This window comes from Salinibacterium sp. G-O1 (assembly GCF_030063305.1).
In the GTDB taxonomy this organism is placed as follows: domain Bacteria; phylum Actinomycetota; class Actinomycetes; order Actinomycetales; family Microbacteriaceae; genus Rhodoglobus.
On record NZ_JASISV010000001.1, the window covers coordinates 926,599 to 941,169 of the forward strand.

At 65.8% G+C, this 14,571-nt stretch carries 14 protein-coding genes; 10 read left to right on the forward strand and 4 right to left on the reverse strand.

Features of this window, described 5'->3' with window-relative positions; translation table 11 throughout:
• Positions 1-17: 17 nt before the first annotated feature.
• The 4 genes from QMG83_RS04550 (at position 18) to QMG83_RS04565 (ending at position 3,966) form a co-directional block, all read left to right on the forward strand.
• A complete protein-coding gene (locus tag QMG83_RS04550; protein ID WP_283504148.1) occupies positions 18-1,184 on the forward strand; it encodes a PIG-L family deacetylase in 1,167 nt (388 codons plus the stop codon).
• Complete coding sequence (gene fdxA, locus QMG83_RS04555; RefSeq protein WP_283504149.1) at positions 1,181-1,510, forward strand: ferredoxin; 330 nt, start codon at positions 1,181-1,183, stop codon at positions 1,508-1,510. Before QMG83_RS04550 ends, fdxA begins: the two co-directional genes overlap by 4 nt.
• The gene (gene dapC, locus QMG83_RS04560) at positions 1,507-2,598 is read left to right on the forward strand and encodes a succinyldiaminopimelate transaminase (protein WP_283504150.1); all 1,092 of its coding nucleotides are present in this window, start codon (positions 1,507-1,509) and stop codon (positions 2,596-2,598) included. Before fdxA ends, dapC begins: the two co-directional genes overlap by 4 nt.
• A gap of 72 nt (positions 2,599-2,670) precedes the next feature.
• Positions 2,671-3,966, forward strand: a complete 1,296-nt coding sequence (locus QMG83_RS04565; protein ID WP_283504151.1) for a citrate synthase — start codon at positions 2,671-2,673, stop codon at positions 3,964-3,966.
• A 353-nt stretch (positions 3,967-4,319) separates the two neighbouring features.
• Here the strand turns inward: QMG83_RS04565 and dapD are convergent, their stop codons facing one another.
• On the reverse strand, positions 4,320-5,249 hold the full coding sequence (gene dapD / locus QMG83_RS04570) for a 2,3,4,5-tetrahydropyridine-2,6-dicarboxylate N-succinyltransferase (protein WP_283504152.1): 930 nt from the start codon (positions 5,247-5,249) through the stop codon (positions 4,320-4,322).
• A 47-nt stretch (positions 5,250-5,296) separates the two neighbouring features.
• Between dapD and dapE the strand changes: the two genes are divergently transcribed.
• From dapE to QMG83_RS04585, 3 genes are all read left to right on the forward strand, one after another.
• Positions 5,297-6,361, forward strand: a complete 1,065-nt coding sequence (gene dapE / locus QMG83_RS04575) for a succinyl-diaminopimelate desuccinylase (RefSeq protein ID WP_283504531.1) — start codon at positions 5,297-5,299, stop codon at positions 6,359-6,361.
• Positions 6,343-7,569 carry a hypothetical protein gene (locus tag QMG83_RS04580; RefSeq protein ID WP_283504153.1) on the forward strand — a complete coding sequence of 409 codons (1,227 nt, stop codon included), beginning with the start codon at positions 6,343-6,345 and terminating at the stop codon, positions 7,567-7,569. The genes dapE and QMG83_RS04580 overlap by 19 nt, the downstream gene beginning before the upstream one ends.
• Before the next feature lie 82 nt (positions 7,570-7,651).
• Positions 7,652-7,825, forward strand: coding sequence for a DUF3117 domain-containing protein (locus QMG83_RS04585; RefSeq protein WP_283504154.1), 174 nt, complete (start codon positions 7,652-7,654; stop codon positions 7,823-7,825).
• A 66-nt stretch (positions 7,826-7,891) separates the two neighbouring features.
• Here the strand turns inward: QMG83_RS04585 and QMG83_RS04590 are convergent, their stop codons facing one another.
• Positions 7,892-8,524, reverse strand: a complete 633-nt coding sequence (locus QMG83_RS04590) for an O-methyltransferase (RefSeq protein ID WP_283504155.1) — start codon at positions 8,522-8,524, stop codon at positions 7,892-7,894.
• A 63-nt stretch (positions 8,525-8,587) separates the two neighbouring features.
• On the opposite strand from QMG83_RS04590, the gene QMG83_RS04595 reads away from it, so the two are divergent.
• On the forward strand, positions 8,588-8,959 hold the full coding sequence (locus QMG83_RS04595; protein ID WP_283504156.1) for a twin-arginine translocase TatA/TatE family subunit: 372 nt from the start codon (positions 8,588-8,590) through the stop codon (positions 8,957-8,959).
• 6 nt (positions 8,960-8,965) lie between these two features.
• Here the strand turns inward: QMG83_RS04595 and QMG83_RS04600 are convergent, their stop codons facing one another.
• Positions 8,966-10,543 (reverse strand): succinic semialdehyde dehydrogenase, encoded by a 1,578-nt coding sequence (locus QMG83_RS04600; protein WP_283504157.1) that lies wholly within the window; start codon positions 10,541-10,543, stop codon positions 8,966-8,968.
• Between the two features lie 66 nt (positions 10,544-10,609).
• Between QMG83_RS04600 and QMG83_RS04605 the strand changes: the two genes are divergently transcribed.
• Together QMG83_RS04605 and QMG83_RS04610 are read left to right on the forward strand one after the other, a co-directional pair.
• Positions 10,610-11,962, forward strand: a complete 1,353-nt coding sequence (locus QMG83_RS04605) for an MFS transporter (protein ID WP_283504158.1) — start codon at positions 10,610-10,612, stop codon at positions 11,960-11,962.
• Complete coding sequence (locus QMG83_RS04610; protein ID WP_283504159.1) at positions 11,959-13,413, forward strand: pyridoxal phosphate-dependent decarboxylase family protein; 1,455 nt, start codon at positions 11,959-11,961, stop codon at positions 13,411-13,413. The genes QMG83_RS04605 and QMG83_RS04610 overlap by 4 nt, the downstream gene beginning before the upstream one ends.
• 14 nt (positions 13,414-13,427) lie before the next feature.
• Here QMG83_RS04610 and QMG83_RS04615 read toward each other — a convergent pair whose 3' ends face one another.
• On the reverse strand, positions 13,428-14,342 hold the full coding sequence (locus tag QMG83_RS04615) for a LysR family transcriptional regulator (RefSeq protein ID WP_283504160.1): 915 nt from the start codon (positions 14,340-14,342) through the stop codon (positions 13,428-13,430).
• Between the last annotated feature and the right edge of the window lie 229 nt (positions 14,343-14,571).

A 14,571-nucleotide genomic window follows, 5' to 3' on the forward strand; every position in this document is an offset into this window, starting at 1 on the left:
TCAAAACAAGGAGACGCATGCCTGAGCGAGTGCTATTCGTACACGCCCACCCCGACGACGAGACAATCGCCACGGGTGCTGCCATCGCGACCCTCGTCGAGCGCGGCGCCATCGTCACCGTACTCACCTGCACGAGAGGGGAGCTGGGAGAGATCATTCCCGCCGACCTGCAGCACCTCGCTGGCGCCGGGCTTGCCGTGCAGAGGGAGCGCGAACTCAACGAGGCTCTCGCAGCGCTCGGCGTCACCGACCACCTGTATCTCGGTCTGGACGGGGCCCGCTGGGACGGGCGACCTCCGCGTCGCTACCTCGACTCCGGGATGCGCTGGGGCGCGAAGGGCGCCGAGGCCATGCATCCCGTCGACCCGGAATCCCTCACCGCAGCGGAACTCGGCGATGTTGCAGCAGACATCGCCGCCGTGATCATCGATCGCAAGCCCGACGTAGTGGTGAGTTGCGCCGCAGACGGTGGCTACGGACATCCCGACCATGTAAGGGCCCACGACGCAACTCGCGCCGCCGCCGAGGTCGTGCGAGTGCCGTTCTATGTTGTCGACAGTCCCGGTGCGAAGCCTGGCCCACTCAGGGTCGAGTCGCGTCCCGTGCTGGAACGCAAGCGCGCAGCGCTCGCCGCCCACCGCACACAGGTGAGCGTCGACGGCGACACCTTCTCGCTGTCATCGGGTGCCCCGCGCCAGATCGACGCCGTCGAGACCTACACCAGAGTGCGTCCCCACACCGGCAGCGAGTTTCACGACCAGAGCCTGTTCAGCCGGGTGGTTGCGCTCGTCGTGGCCACGGTGCTCGGTGCCTTCGCGGGCGTGACCCTCACCGCTGCACACCAGGCCACGGTTGCTGTGGGGCCGGTGATCGTGCCGTGGGGCATCATCACCGCCGTGATCGTGACCGCGGCCATCCTGACGGGGCTGCGGCTGGTGTTCGAGACGCGCATAGTGGCAGGATGCGCCGCAGTGGGCCTGCTCGGAGCCTCCGCGCTTCTGTCGATGCAGACCACCGGCGGCAGCGTGCTCATCCCCGCCAACCCGGCCGGGTACACCTGGACGTACGCCCCCGTGGTCCTCGCGGCGATCGTGCTCGCCTGGCCGCGATTCACACGTCCAGTTCACAGCGTGCAACCGGGTAAAGTTGAAGCCTCAGCTTCGAAAGGTTCCGATCTCCAGTGACGTACGTCATCGCTCAGCCCTGCGTCGATCTCAAAGACCGCGCCTGCATCGACGAATGCCCCGTCGACTGCATCTACGAAGGCGACCGGATGCTGTACATCCACCCGGACGAATGCGTCGACTGCGGTGCGTGCGAGCCGGTCTGCCCCGTCGAAGCCATCTACTACGAAGACGACCTTCCCGATAAGTGGGCGGCCTACTACAAGGCGAACGTCGAATTCTTTGACGAGGTCGGATCGCCCGGTGGAGCCGCGAAGGTCGGCGTCATCCACAAAGACCACGCACTCATTTCCGCGCTGCCCGAAGGTGGCGGCTCGTCAGAATGAGCCTCGCGCTTCCTGACTTTCCGTGGGATTCGCTCACGCCGTACAGCGAGCGCGCGAAAGCGCATCCGGACGGCATGATCGACCTGTCCGTCGGATCGCCCGTCGACGCGACCCCAGCAGTGATTCGGGACGCGCTCGCTGCCGCGACCGACGCGCACGCCTATCCCCAGACGATGGGCACCCCCGCGCTGCGCGAAGCGATCGTGGAGTGGTTTCAGCGTCGCAGGTCGGTGAGCGGGCTCGGCGTCGCCAACGTGCTGCCGACCATCGGATCGAAAGAGCTGATCGCCCTCATGCCGCTGATGCTGGGGCTCGGCAAAGACGACGTCGTGGTGCAGCCCGCCGTGGCGTACCCGACATACGCGATCGGTGCCGCCATGGTCGGGGCGACGGTTGTGGCATCCGATGATCCGGCAGACTGGCCCGAAAACACCCGCCTGATCTGGGTCAATAGTCCCGGAAACCCCGACGGCAGGGTCTTGACAGTCGACGAACTGCGCGCAGCGGTCGCGAGAGCGCGTGAGCTCGGGGCGATCATCGCCGGCGACGAGTGCTACGCGGAGCTGAGCTGGGAAACCGAGACGGCCACGCCGTCGATCCTCGACCCGCGCGTGATTGGCGACGATCGCCGCTCGGTGCTCGCCGTCTACTCGCTCAGCAAGCAATCCAACCTGGCCGGCTACCGTGCCGCTTTCGCTGCCGGGTGCAGCGGGGTTATCGCCGAACTCCTCGGGGTGCGGAAGCACCTCGGACTTATCCCGCCGGCGCCCGTGCAGCGCGCAATGATCGCAGCTCTCGGTGACGAAGAGCATGTCGCCACCCAGCGGGAGCTGTACCGGTCCCGTCGATCGCGACTGCTTCCCGCCGTGGAGGCCGCCGGGTATCGGGTCGACCACAGCGAGGGTGGGCTCTACCTGTGGGCCACGAAGGGGCAGGATTCCTGGGCATCCGTCGCCGAATTTGCCGAGTTGGGCATTCTCGTCGTGCCGGGCACCTTCTATGGGGAGTCCCCGGCGAAGCACATTCGCATTGCACTCACCGCGACGGATGCCGATATTGACGCGGCCGTCGCCCGCCTGAAACTGTAGGGTCCCTCTAACCCACGGGCGCATCCTTTGCCCCATGTGACAGTGGTCTGTGGCGCACCCTAAGCTGTAAGGGTGAATGCAGCCGCTCCAGACCCCGAGAAGGCCACTCTCCATTTTCCCGGAGGGAGCGCTGAGTTCCCGGTGGTCCGGGGCACGGATGGTTTCGACTCGATCGACATCTCCACGTTCATGAAGCAGACGGGATACACGGCCCTCGACCAGGGCTTCGTGAACACCGCATCCACCCGCAGCGAGATCACCTACATCGATGGTGACAAGGGCATCCTTCGGTATCGCGGATACGCCATCGAAGATGTCGCCAAGCACTCGACGTACCTCGAGGTTGCCTGGCTGCTGATCTACGGTGAGCTTCCCACGCCGGATCAGCTCGGCGAGTTCGACGAGAAGGTTCGCCGCCACACACTCCTGCACGAAGACCTGCGCCGCTTCTTCGACGCGCTGCCGCACAGCGCGCATCCGATGTCGGTGCTGTCCAGCGCGGTATCCGCCCTGTCGACGTACTACGAAGACTCGCTCGACGTGCGCGATCCTGAGCAGGTCGAGATTTCGACCATCCGTCTGCTCGCTAAACTCCCGGTCATTGCGGCTTACGCCCACAAGAAGAGCCTCGGCCAGGCATTCCTGTACCCGGACAACAGCCTGAGCTTCGTCGACAACTTCCTGAAGCTGAACTTCGGCAACAATGCGGAGCCGTATGAGGTCAATCCGGTGCTCTCGAAGGCGCTCGACCGCCTGCTGATCCTGCACGAAGACCACGAGCAGAACGCCTCGACCTCGACAGTGCGACTCGTCGGCTCGACCGAGGCCAACATCTTTGCCTCGGTCTCCGCCGGCATCAACGCGCTGTACGGTCCGCTTCACGGCGGGGCGAACGAGGCCGTGCTCAAGATGCTTGGTGAGATCAAGGCTTCCGGCGAAGGCGTCGAGCAGTTCATCGAACGCGTCAAGAACAAAGAAGACGGCATCCGTCTGATGGGATTCGGCCACCGGGTCTACAAGAACTTTGACCCGCGCGCGACACTCGTCAAAGAGAGCGCCGACGAGGTGCTGTCCGCGCTCGGGGTTCATGACGACCTTCTCGAGATCGCCAAGGAGCTCGAGGCCGTCGCGCTGGCCGACGACTACTTCATCGAGCGAAAGCTCTACCCGAACGTCGACTTCTACACCGGCGTGATCTACAAGGCGATGGGATTCCCGCCGCGCATGTTCACCGTCCTGTTCGCTATCGGCCGTCTCCCCGGCTGGATCGCCAACTGGCGCGAGATGAACGAAGACCCCCGCACCAAGATCGGGCGTCCGCAGCAGCTGTACACGGGATCTGAGATCAGGGACTGGCCTCAGCGCTAGCCCCTCGGCCGCGCGCCCGTGCGCGCCGCCGCGCACCCGTGCGCGCCTGCGTGGTCGCGCCGCCGCATCCCACTTTCCACCATCGAGTGTGCGCAAATTGTCGCTAAGCGAGAGCTAAAGCGACAAAACGCGCACTCTCGATCTGCCGGGAGGGGCGGTACGGGCGGGACGCCCGCGCGGCTGCTAGCCGCCGCGCCCGCCGCCGCGCCGCCGCGCGCGTCCCGCGGCATGGCATCCCTCTTTCCACCATCGAGTGTGCGCAAATTGTCGCTAAGCCCGAGCTAAAGCGACAAAACGCGCACTCTCGATCTGCCGGGAGGGGGAGGGGGACGGGCGGGACGCCCGCGCGGCCGTTACGCGTGCAGGGTGGAGTTGAGCTCGATGCCCTTGCCAGAACGGGTGAGAACCTCGACCGCGCCGGTCACCGAGTTGCGCCGGAACAGCAGCCCTGGCATCCCGCTCAACTCGACGGCCTTGACCTTGGCGCCGTCGGCCAGGATGACCTTGGTGCCGGCCGTGACGTACAGCCCTGCCTCGACGACGGTGTCGTCGCCGATCGAGATTCCGACGCCCGAGTTCGCCCCGAGCAGTGCGCGGGCTCCGATCGAGACGCGCTCCGTTCCGCCGCCAGAGAGGGTGCCCATGATGGATGCACCACCGCCGATGTCCGCGCCGTCGCCGACCACGACCCCCTGTGAAATGCGGCCCTCGACCATGGAGGTGCCGAGCGTTCCTGCGTTGAAGTTCACGAAGCCCTCATGCATGACCGTGGTGCCGGGGGAGAGATGGGCGCCGAGGCGCACGCGCGAGGCATCGGCGATGCGCACGCGAGCCGGCGACAGGTAGTCGAGCAGTCGCGGGAACTTGTCGATGCCGGTTGCGCTGATGCCGGCACGCTGCAGCTGCGGGCGCAGGCGGTCGAAGTCGGCAGGATGCACGGGGCCGGCGTTGGTCCACGCGACGATCGGCAGGTGGCCGAAGATGCCATCCAGGTTGATCGTGTTGGGCTTCACGAGCAGGTGGCTGAGCAGGTGCAGGCGCAGGTAGGCGTCTGGCGTGGACGCCGGCGGGGCATCCAGATCGATCTCCACCGTGCGGAAGTCGAGGGTGACATTGCGACGCTCGTCTGCGCCTTCGAGGTCTTCGAATTCGGCTGGCGCAATGTACGGATCTGTGCCGTCAGGCAGAGCGCCGAGGGCGGGCTTGGGGAACCAGGTGTCGAGAACGGTTCCATCTCCGGCTACGGTGGCAAGCCCGTAGCCCCATGCGGCGCGCGAAGTCATACCTCAAGAGTACTTAAACTGGTCGGGTGACTGACACCAACCATGCGATCCCTCTGCTCGACCTGACGGCGAGCTCGGTCGAGCTCACGCAGCAACTCTGCGACATCGAGTCGGTGTCGGGGGATGAGCGGCTCATCGCAGACGCGATCGTCCTCTCGCTCACCGGGTGCGATCACCTCGAGATCACGCGGGATGGCGACGCCATCGTCGCGCGCACCACCCTCGGGCGCAGCAAGCGCGTCGTCATCGCCGGCCACATCGACACCGTGCCGATCAACGACAACCTCCCGGTGGTGGAGGCCGATGGATTCCTCGTCGGCCGTGGAACCGTCGACATGAAGGGCGGCGTCGCCGTCGCGTTGAAGCTCGCCGCCGAACTGGACGCACCCCCGGTCGACCTCACTTGGATCTGGTACGACCACGAGGAGGTCGCCAGTGCGCTCAACGGTCTCGGCAGGCTCGCCCGCACCAGGCCCGACCTTCTCGAGGGAGATTTCGCCATCCTGGGTGAGCCAACGAGCGCGAGAATCGAGGGTGGATGCAACGGCACGGCCCGCGCGACCATCACGCTGCGCGGTCTGAGGGCGCACTCCGCCCGCTCCTGGGTGGGGCACAACGCCATCCACGACCTCGCTCCGGTGCTGGCGATCCTCGCGGCGTACGAGCCAGCCCAGACCGAGGTGGACGGGCTGGTGTACCGCGAGGGATTGAACGCCGTCGGCATCTCGGGCGGGGTCGCTGGCAACGTGATTCCCGACCTGGCCGCCGTCAGCGTCAACTTCAGGTTCGCGCCAAACCGCAGCGCCTCAGACGCCGAGGCGCACCTCCGCGAGGTCTTCGCCGGCTTCGATCTCGAGATCACCGACATGGCCGAGGGTGCACGCCCCGGGCTCGACGCGCCCCTTGCGCAGGACTTCCTCGCCGCCGTCGGTGGGGAGGCCGCCCCGAAGTACGGCTGGACCGACGTCTCTCGGTTCTCGGCCCTCGGCATTCCGGCCGTGAACTACGGCCCGGGCGACCCGTTGAAGGCGCACGCCGACGACGAGCGGGTTGCCGTGAGCGAGATCCTCGAATGCGAGCGGGGGCTGCGTGCGTGGCTGACCGCGCCCTAACCCTTTCTGCCCGCTACCGGCGCACGCCGTGGTGGGTGAAGGTGATCGTCATCTTCGCCGCGTCCAGGGTGGTCACCACCGCGATCATGCTGTGGTTTGCCGCCAGGCAGGGCACCAATGCCTGGACCGCAGCGCACCCAGACTATTTCGATTTCGCGGCCATCTGGGACGGCCACTGGTACTACATCATCAGTGTCGTGGGCTATCCCACGAGCCTGCCGCTGACCGCGGACGGCAACATCGCCGAGAACGCCTGGGCCTTCATGCCGGCGTATCCCGCGGTCGTCAGGCTGTTCATGGAGCTGACCGGCCAGAGCTTCCCCGTCGTGGCGGTGTTCGTGTCTGTGGGCTTCGCCCTTGCCGCGGCCCTCATGTTCTACAAGCTCATGCGGCTCGTGGTGCCGGCCAGTACGGCACTCTTTTCGGTCGTGCTCTTCTGTGTTGCGCCGTTGTCGCCGATCCTGCAGGTGACGTACGCGGAGCCGATGCACCTTCTGCTGCTCACCCTCGCGCTCTACCTGCTGATCCGGCGCAGCTATTGGATGCTCATTCCGGTGATCGCCGTCATGTCGCTCACCCGCCCCAGCGGCCTGGCGTTCGCCCTGACGATGCTGCTGCACGTCGCTCACCGGTGGTGGATGCAGCGGCCGCAGGCACGCAACAGGCAGGCGTTCCCGCTACGCGAGCGGGTCGCATCCATCGTCGTGGGGCTCTTCAGCGCCCTGTGTGGCATTGCCTGGCTTCTCATCGCCTGGGGCGTCACCGGGTCGCTGGAGGCGTACACACGCACAGAGTTGGCCTGGCGCGCCGCCTACATCGGGCAGGGCGAGCTTGTTCCCTTCACTGCCTGGGTGAGTGCCACGAGCTTCTGGGCTCCCTGGTTCGGGATGCCACAGCCGTTGCTTCTCCTCCTGCTCGTGATCGTCGTCACAGGTTTTTTCGCGTTGCTGGCATCGCCCTGGTCTCGCCGTATCGGAGTCGACCTGCGGCTGTGGATCGTCAGTTACTCGCTGTACCTGCTGGCCGTATTCTTCCCGCAGTCGAGCATTTTTCGACTCCTCGTGCCGCTCTTCCCCGCGCTCGGCCTGCTGGCACTTCCGAAATCAAAGACCTACCGGGTGCTGCTGGTTGCCCTGTGCATAGTGGGCCAGGTGGCGTGGGTGGACATCGGCTGGTGGGTCGACGGCGTTGACTGGACGCCACCGTAAGGCGCACCGCGCAGCCCTCGTTTTCTCGATAGGCGAGGAATGAACGATAATAGAAACGAATCTTTGTGAAAGGGGAACCATCATGGCTGCCATGAAACCGAGGACCGGTGACGGGCCGATGGAGGCTGTCAAAGAAGGTCGCCTCATTATCGTCCGCGTGCCGCTCGAGGGTGGAGGACGACTCGTCGTCTCCGTCAACGACGCCGAGGCGAAGGAACTCCACGACGCTCTTGCCGGAGTCGTCGCAACAGTCTGACTGTTCCAGATCGGACGTCGCCTTCGGGCGGCGTCCGATCTGTTTTTTGCCCTCAGTAACGGGAGGTCAGTCGGTCAGCTTGGTGAGCTGAAGCAGACCGTCGCCCACCGGTGACAGGGCGCAGATGACGTCATCGGAGCTGGCGATCTCGCTGAGCAGGAACCGGAAGTTCGCCACCACGTCGTCGCGCTGAGCCGGATCGGCCACCCTGCCCTTCCAGAGCGCGTGGGCGACAACAACCGTGCCACCCTTGCGGGCCAGTCGCAGCCCATGCTCCACATACTCGATCACGGACTGCGGGTCTCCGTCGATGAAGACCAGGTCGTAGCTGCCCTCGTTCATCCGGGGCAACACGTCCAGGGCTCGACCGCAGATGAGCCGGATGCGGTTTGCTGGGATTCCGGCATCGCCGAAAGCCTTGCGGGCCTGCTGCTGGTAGTCCAGCTCTGAGTCGATAGTAGTGAGAACGGCCTCTGGTGCACCGTGCATCAGCCACATTCCGCTGACGCCAAGGCCGGTGCCGATCTCGATCATGTTGGTAGGGCCGGTCGCCGCGGCGATTACAGCCAGCTGGGCGCCCATCGATGGGGATATCGGTTCGATTCCGAGTTCGAAGGAATGCAGGCGCGCCGCTCCGATGTCGGTGCGTTCGACGGCAAACTCCTCGGCGAACTTCCAGCTCAACAGCTTTTCTGACACGTGGTGCTCCTCACAGGGCCAACTCTATGGTTACTTGCGCCATACAGCGGCTATCCTGAGCGAGTGTCCTTCGGTCTCACTTTCGACAAACTTCTCGTCATCGGGATTATTGCTGTCTTCCTGCTCGGTCCCGAGCGCCTTCCTTACTACGCCTCCCAACTCGCTCGACTGGTCAAGTCGATCAGGCGGATGGCAGACGGCGCCAAAGAGCGCATGCGCGAGGAGATGGGTCCCGACTTCGACGACATCGACTGGAAGAAGATGGATCCGCGGCAGTACGACCCGCGTCGAATCATCCGCGAGGCGCTGCTCGACGGTCCGGACGAGCCAGCGGCGCCCGCGGTCGTCCGGCCGCCAGCCGAGTCCGCATATGCCCAGCGGCAGCGAACGCTGAGCGAAAATCTGCCCGCTCCGCACGACGCAGAGTCGACCTAGGTCTCACTAGCGCCGTCGCAGCGCCTTCAGCACCTTCAGGGTGGTCGTCATCATCCCGACCATTGACTCGAATTCGGTGCCCGTGCGCGGCAGGTTCAGGATGCCCGTCGACTCGGAAACGGTGCGCGCCTCGACGAATCGCAACAGACCTTCGGTTCCGTTGCGCCGACCCATCCCCGAGCGCTTCATGCCGCCCATGGGCGCGTCCGTGCTCGAGAACGACGCGCGGTAGCCCTCGTTGATGTTGACGCTGCCGGCGTCGAGGAGATCGGCCACGCGTCGTCCCCTCGCGCGCGAGCCCGTGAAGACTGACGCGTTGAGCCCGAAGTCGGTGTCGTTTGCTGCCGCAATCGCCTCGGCCTCATCACCCACGACGGTGATGGCGACGACGGGCCCGAACGTTTCATGGGCGAAGCACTCCATGTTGGCGGTGACGTCGGTCAGCACCGTCGGTTCGAAGAAGAACGGGCCGAGGTCGGGGCGAGCCCTGCCCCCGGCAAGCACGGTGGCTCCCTTGGCGACGGCGTCATCCACATGCCTGGTCACGCGTTCGAGCTGGGCGGCCGACGTGAGCGAGCCGACGTCGGTGGTGAAGTTGAGGGCAGCGCCCTGACGAAGACCCTTCGTGCGCTCTGTGAACGCGCGCGTGAAGTCGGCCGCCACCGATTCGACGACGAAGATGCGCTCGGAGGACATGCAGAGCTGGCCCATCGACGAGAAGACGGCGTATGCGGCGCTGGCGGCGATCTCGACCGGATCGACGTCGTCGAGCACGATCAGCGGGTTCTTTCCCCCGAGTTCGAGTGACGCTCCGGTGAGCGTTGACGCGGCGCGCTCGCCGACTTTCGTACCGGTCGCGGTCGATCCGGTGAAGCAGACGTAGTCGGCCGCGTCCACCACGGCATTGCCGATCTCGGCACCGTCGCCGGCCACGACCGCCCACAGGGCCTCGGGAACTCCGGCGTCGATGAACGCCCTGCGGGAGGCGAGAATCGACAACGCCCCCTGGTTATCGGCCTTCTGCACTATGCCGTTACCAGCGGCGAGGGCAGGAACTACATCCATGATCGACAGCGCGATCGGGTAGTTCCACGGGGTGATGACCCCGACGACGCCCTTTGGCTTGTAGCTCACACGGGTCTGCATGACGATCGGGATGCCCGCCCGGTGGCGGCGCGTCCTCAGCACGCTGCGCGCAGACAGCGCGTAGTACCGGGTCACTGATGCCCCCTCGAACACCTCCTCGTAGGCCTGCCCGCGCGTCTTGCCGCTCTCGGTTTGCAGGATGTCGAGCAGCTCGCTCGTGCGCTCCAACAGCAGATCGTGTGCCTTCAGCAGCACGGCGCGGCGGTAGGCGAAGCCGGCGGAACGCCAGAATGTCTGGGCGACGTGGGCGGCGGCAGTGGCATCCGCGACGTCGCTGGCGTGTGACAGCGGCAGGGCGTGCAGCACCGTGCCGGTGAACGGCGCGATGACGTCGGCGGTCGTGCCGCTGGTGGCTGTTAGGTCGGCAACCAGTTGGGCCGTCCTGGCGTCGCTGATCGGGATCGTTCGGCTCGTGCTTGTTCGCGACAGTGCGGGCATGGCGCCAGCCTACGCTTGCGGCATGGCAGAGCGCCTATGGTCACCTCGGTCACTACAATTACGAAAATGACCGCACCGGAGCGGGTTCTCACCCGAAGAACCATCGCTACATACGCCATCGGCTCGCTTGGCACCGGCGGATTCGCCACCCTGCCCGGGCTCGTTTTGGTCTTCTATCTGACCGACACTCTCGGTATCGCTGCTCTCGGCGCCGGAATCCTCGTGACGGTGGCGAAGATCTGGGACGTCATCATCGACCCCGTGATCGGCGCCCACAGCGACCGCAGCCTGGCGGCGCGGGGGTCGAGGAGGCCATTCATGGTGCTCGGCGCAATCGCGTTGCCGGTGTTCTTCATCCTCACCTTCGCCGTGCCGGCGGGGATCGGCCCGTTCGCATCCGGCCTCTGGGTGCTCATCGCCTTCCTTATTACGGCCACCGCCTTCAGTCTGTTCCAGGTGCCGTACATCGCGCTCCCGGCGGAGCTCGCAGACGGATACGACCAGCGAACCAAGCTCATCTCCGCGCGGGTCGTCGTGCTGACCATTGCGATCCTGCTGTTCGGCGCCGGTGCCCCAGAGATCAGGGACTCCTTCGCCGACGAGCACACCGGCTACCTCGTGATGGCCATCGTCGCCGGCGTCGTCATCGGTCTCGGGCTGCTCATCTCCAGTTTCGTCGCCCCCCTCGGTCTCACGGCCGAGGTTGGCCGGGTCTCCATCCTCGACACGTACCGGGCCGGAATCGCCGCTCTCAAGCGCAGCCAGCCGTTCCGCGCGCTCCTGTTCACCTTCCTGCTGCAGGGCCTGGCCACCGGGATGATGCTCGCGGGCGCACAATACGTAGCGGTGTGGGTGCTGGGAACCGGGGTCACGATCCTGTTCGTCGCCCTGATCGCGCCCGCCGTGATCTTCGCGCCGGTGTGGGCGCTCGTCGCGGCGCGCGTCGGCAAAGAACGCGCATTCCGGCTGGCATCGCTGCTGTTCGCCGTCGCAGCGCTGCTGATGGTGCTGCAGGTGTGGATGCCCGGCGAGTGGATCTACGCGCCCGTCGCGCTCGCGGGCGCAGCATACGCGGGCATGCAATCCCTGCCGATGTCGATGTTGCCCGACGTGATCTCGCACGACGCACAGGCGAACGGAGCGGGCACGGCAGGAACATTCGGTGGAGTGTGGACCGCGGGGGAGACCACAGGCATGGCGCTGGGCGCCACCGCGCTCACCGTCGTGCTTGCAGCATCCGGCTATCTGGAATCGGTCGGGAATCAGGTTGTTTCGCAACCCCCTAGCGCAATCGCGGGTATCGTGCTGAGCTTCAGCGTGGTGCCAGCAGTAATTGTCGCGGCATCGCTGTGGTCGTTTTCCCGCTACCCGCTACGCAAGGCAGACATCGACCGGCTGCAAGAAAGGACCACCCCGTGAATTTCCAGGAACAGCCATCAGACATCCTCGCAACTCTCGGCAAGCTGAGAGACGCGGACGCTCCCACCCACGGTGGCCGTGTGCTCTCCTACGTGTACGACTCCGGCGTGGCCGAGCTCGACGAGTTGGCGGCGTCAGCCATCCGCATGGTGCAGCCGGTCAACGGCCTCGATCCCACCACGTTCACCTCCGTTGCCGTCATGGAGCGCGAGGTCGTCGCGTTCGCGCGCGATCTGCTGAATGGCGACGACGACGTTGTGGGGAGCGTCACCACGGGCGGCACGGAGAGCTGCCTGCTCGCCGTCAAGACGGCGAGAGACAACTGGCCGGGCGAGGGAAAGCCGAGGCTGCTCGCCCCCGTCACGGTGCACGCGGCGTTCCACAAATCCGCACACTACTTCGGCCTCGAACTCGACCTCGTGCCCGTGCTGTCTGACGGAGTCGTCGATGCCGATGTCATGATCGAACGTATGGGGCCCGATGTCGCCCTCGTCGTCGTGTCAGCGCCGAGCTACCCGCATGCTGCCATCGACCCGATCGCGAAGATTGCGGATGCGGCGCACGAGCAGGGCATCGACTGCCACGTCGACGCCTGCATTGGTGGCTGGGTGCTGCCGTTCTGGGGCGACCTCGAACCGTGGGACTTCCGGGTACATGGCGTGACCAGCATGAGCGCTGACCTACACAAGTTCGGATATGCCCCCAAGGGCATATCGGTTCTGCTGACGCGTGGTCGCGACCGCCAGCGGGCACAGTACTTCGCCACAACACGGTGGCCCGGGTATCCGGTCGTCAACCCGACGATGCTCGGCTCGAAGTCGGCGGGGGCGCTCGCCGCCGGATGGGCCATCACGCGGGCACTGGGTCGCGACGGGCTCGCCGAGCTCGCGGCATCCTGCGCTCGATCGACCGCGTTCCTCATTGAGCTCATCGACTTCATCGAGGGGCTGCGGGTGGTCGGGTCGCCGGTCGGTCCGCTGCTCGCCATCGCGACAGACGAGAATGTTCCCGAAGACCGCAGGGTCGACCCGCACCACTGGGCCGACCAGGTGCGGTCGCTTGGGTGGCTGCTGCAGCTGCAGCCGGGACTCAGCCAGAGTTTTGGCGTTACCCTGCCCCACACCACCCACATCACGGTCACGCCGGTCACCGAGGGCGTGATGGCCGGACTCGCCGAGGCACTCATGGCCGCAGCATCCGACGTCCGCGGGGTGCCGCCGGTGTCGACGGAGGATGCGCTGGCCTCGCTGCCTGAGGGACTCGCCGACACCCTCGGCGAGACTCACGATTCGGAGACCGCCCTGCGCGTGCTCGTCGACGTCGGCCTCGTGTCGATGGATGGCTCGGGGCTTCCCGAGAAGATGGCGCCGTTCCTCGCCCTCATCACGGCACTGCCTGCGCCCGTCACCGAAAGGCTGCTCACCGAGCTGATCGCCCGCACCTTCGAGTAGCGGTCCACGGGCGCTCAGGACTGGTGCTGCTTCTCGAACTCGGAGGCCTCCGCCTGCAGCGCAGCGATGACCGCTCGAACCGACGGACGCTGCGCCCGGTCGGGGCGCACGAGCGCGCTGATAAGCCGTGATGCCCGAACGCCCACGAGCGGGCGCGTGATGAGGCCGTTCTGGCGATCACGGGTGCTGTAGCGGGGGAGGATGGCGATGCCGTGTCCGGCCGCTACGAGCGTCTCGACGATGCGGTTGTCGGCGATGCGCTGGGTGACATGCGCGGGCGTGGCGTTTGAGGCCTCGATGCCTCTCAGGATGCGGTCGAACGGAAGGTCGGAGGGGACGCCTATCCAGTCCTGGTCGATGACATCGGCGGGAGTGAGCGACTTCTTCGCGCCGAGTGGGTGACCATCCGGCAGGGCGATGTCGAGGGGTTCGCGCATGAGCGGCACGACCGTGAGCCCGCGCTCGGTCCAGGCGGGAAGCGCGCCGGGCGCATCCGCGATCACAATGTCGAAATCTGCGGTGAGATCGGCGATGTCTTTGACGAAGGTGTCGAGGTCGCTGCAGATCAGAGCCAGCCCAGGAAGTTCAGCGACGCGCGTGAGTAGCCCGGGCAAGAACATCTGCCCGGCCGTCGGAAAGATGGTGAGGGTGACTTCACCCTGGGGCAGCGAACGGAAGTCGGCCCACAGGGCTTCAGCGCGCTCGATGGCGGTCGCGACATCCGTTGCCGTCCTCGCGAGGGCGCGGCCCGCTGAGGTGAGGGCGACACCGCGGCCCGAGCGTTCGGTGAGGGGAACTCCCGCCTCGCGTTCGAGGATCTTGAGCTGCTGAGAAACTGCCGATGTTGTGCGGTGCGTGGCGAGGGCGACGGCGGTGATGCTGCCGCGGTCCGCCAGCTCTCGCAGCAGTTCGAGTCGACGAATGTCCATGAAGCTACGCTACACGGTTACCTAAGGAGGATCATCTTGTTCTAAAAGGTATCGACGGGTGTAATAGTCATATGACTTACGAAATCCTCATCACAGCAGCAGCCATCGTCGTGGCCATCTCCGGCACCTTCGTGGTAACCCTGCGCGACGGCTACCGTCGCATGCCTACCCGTCGCGTCTAATTCGCGAGCCGGCACTTCCGGTACCCAAACGCCTCGGCCATCCGGCC